The following is a 3,322-nucleotide window of genomic DNA, read 5'->3' as shown; positions in this document are numbered from 1 at the left end:
GGCCAGCCGCTCGAAGGCCCGCCGGACCGCGGTCGGGTGGACCGGTCGGCCGGCCGCGAGCCGGCGGCGGGCCAGCACCACCGGGCGGGGTGAGCGTGGCACGAGCGCCGGGTGGTGCAGCAGAGCCACCGCCCACCGGTGCAGCCCGAGCCGGTGCGCGCGCTCGGCGGCGGTGACCAGCTCCTCCACGTCGGCGAGGCTGGTCCGCGGACGCGGGTCGCGCAGCAGCAGCCGGGCCTCGGCCGAGACCTCCCGCAGCGTCCCGGGTTCGCTCACCCAGCCCCGCGCCTGCCGGGCCAGCAGCACCAGCCCGGGCACGCGGGCACCGAGGCGGCGGACGGCACGGGCACCTCGCGGGCTGGCCACCTGGTCACCTCCGTCCGGGATCCGCCCGGACGCACCGGAGGCGCCAGCGGACGACGTGGCCCGGACGCTAACAACGCCAGATGAGAGGGCCTCTCATCGTCCCCGGCGTGTCACCGCGAGGTCAGCCGCAGCTGCCAGGCCCCCTCGGTGGCGACCCGCCGGAAGCCCATCGCCACGTTGATGGCGAGCATCCAGCGGTTCTCCCCCGCGTTCCAGGTGTGGATCCGACGGCTGTCGGGGCGCTCGCGGAGCAGCAGATCGAGGTTGGCCAGCTTGACCAGCAGCCCGAGCCGGTGGCCACGGTGGTCGCCGTGCACCAGGGTGTCGCCCTGGTAGACCACCTCCGGCTTGGACTGCGGCCCGAACAGGACGGTGAACGCGACCAGCTCGCCGCTGGCGATGTGACGGGCCACCGTGGTGAAGACGACGTAGCCGCGGCGGGCCATCCGCTCGTCGGAGCGGATGACGCGCTCGACGTCCCACCGCTGCTCCTCGAAGTCGAGGCCGGCGGTGGGGATGTCGACGCTCATCCGCTGGTGCAGCCGCGCCATCTGCTCCCGGTGCTCGGGCGGGGTCGCGCCCTGCCAGGACAGCACCTCGTAGCCGTCGGAGGCGGCCAGCGCCTTCTCCCGCAGCGGGTCGGCCACCGACGCCTCCACCGGCAGGTCGAGCTGGGAGTGCCGTTCGGTCTGCTCCAGCACGAACCCGAGCCCGGTGGCGAAGCGCACCGCGGGGTCGGCCACCGCCAGCGAGCCCACCCCGGTGGGCGCGGTCAGCGACTCCTCCTGCTCCCCGGCCTCCTCGCGGTGACCCGACCAGGAGGTGGCGGTGGTGCGTCCGGCGTCCTCGGCGTACTGCAGCAGCGCCTGCGCCAGCGCGGAGCCGATGCCGCGCCGGCGGTGCGCGGGCACCACCTCGACGAACATCTCGGCCAGGGTGGTGTTGTCGTTGACCGGCAGACCCACCTCACCGCGGCCGACCACCTCCCCCTCACCGGTGGCGTAGGGCAGACCCCGCTCGTCCCGCTCCCCCTCCGGGGCCTCGCCGAGCACCGCCACGAGGTGCACGTTGGCGTAGTCGGTGGCGTCCACCAGGGCGACGCGCACCGACTCGGTCGAGTCGACCAGGTCGGTGTGGCCGTAGAGGTCGTGGGCGCAGGCGTCGGCGACCGCGGTCAGCTGGTCGAGGACGGGGCCGAGCGTCGCGTCGTCGGCGGCCCGCACCCGGGCCAGGTGGAATCCAGGAGTGCTCACGGGCTCATCCTGGACGGAGGCCGCCACACCCGGCCACGGCTTTTCCGCCGCACCGTCGCGCCCCTCGCCCACACGGAGCCGGGGGTCCGGTAGAACGTGGGCCATGACACCTCCGCTCGAGACAGGGCGCATCACCACCGACATCCCCGCCCGGCTGGACCGGCTGCCCTGGGCCCGTTGGCACTGGTTGATCGTCATCGGGCTGGGCACCGTCTGGATCCTCGACGGCCTGGAGGTGACGATCGTCGGCAACCTGTCGGCGGCGCTGTCGGAGCCGGAGACCGGGCTGGCGCTGTCGCCGGCCGACATCGGTCTGGCCGGGGCGATCTACGTCGCCGGGTCCTGCCTCGGGGCGCTGGTCTTCGGCCAGCTCACCGACCGGTTCGGGCGCAAGAGGCTGTTCATCATCACGCTGCTGGTCTACCTCGGCGGCACGGTGCTGACCGCCTTCGCACCGCACCCGGCCTGGTACTTCGTCTGCCGCTTCGTCACCGGCGCCGGCATCGGCGGGGAGTACGCGGCGGTCAACTCCGCGATCGACGAGCTGATCCCGGCCCGCTACCGCGGCCGGATCGACATCACGATCAACGGCTCGTACTGGCTCGGCGCGGCCGGTGGTGCGCTGCTCACCATCCCGCTGACCGACCCCAACATCGTCCCCGCGGGAATCGGCTGGCGGCTGGCCTTCGGCCTGGGCGCGATCCTCGGCATCGCCGTGCTGCTCGTCCGCAAGTACGTGCCGGAGAGCCCGCGCTGGCTGTTCATCCACGGCAAGGAGGGCGCGGCCGAGGAGATCGTCAGCGGCATCGAGCACACCGTGGAGTCCGAGAGCGGCAAGCGGCTGGAGCGGCCGGGTGAGACGATCACCGTCCGGCAGCGCCGGGTCATCCCCTTCACCACGATCGCGCACACCGTGTTCAAGCTGTACCCGCGGCGGACGGCGCTCTGCCTGGCGCTGTTCACCGGGCAGGCGTTCCTCTACAACGCGTTCTTCTTCACCTTCGCCGACACGCTGATCACCTTCTTCGACGTGCAGCAGACCGGCTTCTACATCGCCGCCTTCGCGCTGAGCAATTTCATCGGGGCGCTGGCGCTGGGCCCGCTGTTCGACAAGGTCGGGCGGGTGCCGATGATCTCGGGCACCTACATCGCGTCCGGCGTGGTGCTGGCGGTGGCCGGGTTCATGCTCGGCGGGCTGACGCCGGTCACGTTGACCGTGTTCGGCGTGGTCGCCTTCTTCATCGCCTCGGCTGGGGCGAGCTCGGCCTACCTGACCGCCAGCGAGGTGTTCCCGATGGAGACCCGGGCGCTGTGCATCGCCTTCTTCTACGCGATCGGCACGGCCGCCGGCGGCATCTCCGGTCCACTGCTGTTCGGCCGGCTGATCGAGAGCGCCGGGGAGGCCGGGGACATCACCGGGATCGCGCCGGGATACTTCCTCGGCGCCGGGCTGATGGCCGCGGCCGGCGTGCTCGCGATCTTCCTCGGGGTGAAGGCGGAGGGCCAGTCGCTGGAGAACATCGCCAAGCCGCTCACCGCCGAGGAGGCTGACCAGCCGGCCTGAGCCCGGGCGGATCCGGGCCGGGGCGGCGCCGCCTGGGTAGGGTGCGCTGGTGGCCCGCAGACGACGCACCCCGGCACCGCGGCCACCGCGGCGCGCCCCGGACCCGCACCCCAGCGGCGCGCGGCCGCCGGTGATCCCC

General features: G+C 73.2%; 3 protein-coding genes. 1 reads left to right on the top strand and 2 read right to left on the bottom strand.

Going from position 1 to position 3,322, the window contains the following annotated elements; all coding sequences use genetic code 11:
* Both DVA66_RS18590 and DVA66_RS18585 read right to left on the bottom strand, forming a co-directional pair.
* Window positions 1-366, bottom strand: a 366-nt coding sequence (locus tag DVA66_RS18590) for a hypothetical protein (RefSeq protein ID WP_198671937.1), incomplete at its 3' end; no start/stop codon positions are given.
* Window positions 367-476: 110 nt separating this feature from the next.
* Window positions 477-1,619: a GNAT family N-acetyltransferase gene (locus DVA66_RS18585; protein ID WP_157974126.1), complete on the bottom strand. Its 1,143-nt coding sequence runs from the start codon at window positions 1,617-1,619 to the stop codon at window positions 477-479.
* Window positions 1,620-1,722: 103 nt separating this feature from the next.
* Here DVA66_RS18585 and DVA66_RS18580 point away from each other — a divergent pair, with 103 nt between their 5' ends.
* Window positions 1,723-3,183, top strand: coding sequence for an MFS transporter (locus DVA66_RS18580; RefSeq protein WP_114561361.1), 1,461 nt, complete (start codon window positions 1,723-1,725; stop codon window positions 3,181-3,183).
* Window positions 3,184-3,322: the final 139 nt, after the last annotated feature.

Origin of the sequence: Desertihabitans aurantiacus (assembly GCF_003344635.1) — a bacterium.
Lineage (GTDB): Bacteria > Actinomycetota > Actinomycetes > Propionibacteriales > Propionibacteriaceae > Desertihabitans > Desertihabitans aurantiacus.
Note: the sequence above shows the minus strand (reverse complement) of the source record. Positions and strands in the feature narration are given on the sequence as shown.

Coding starts and splice junctions, on each gene's coding strand:
- DVA66_RS18580 (WP_114561361.1), top strand. CDS start 1,723: ATGACACCTCCGCTCGAGACAGGGCGCATCACCACCGACATCCCCGCC.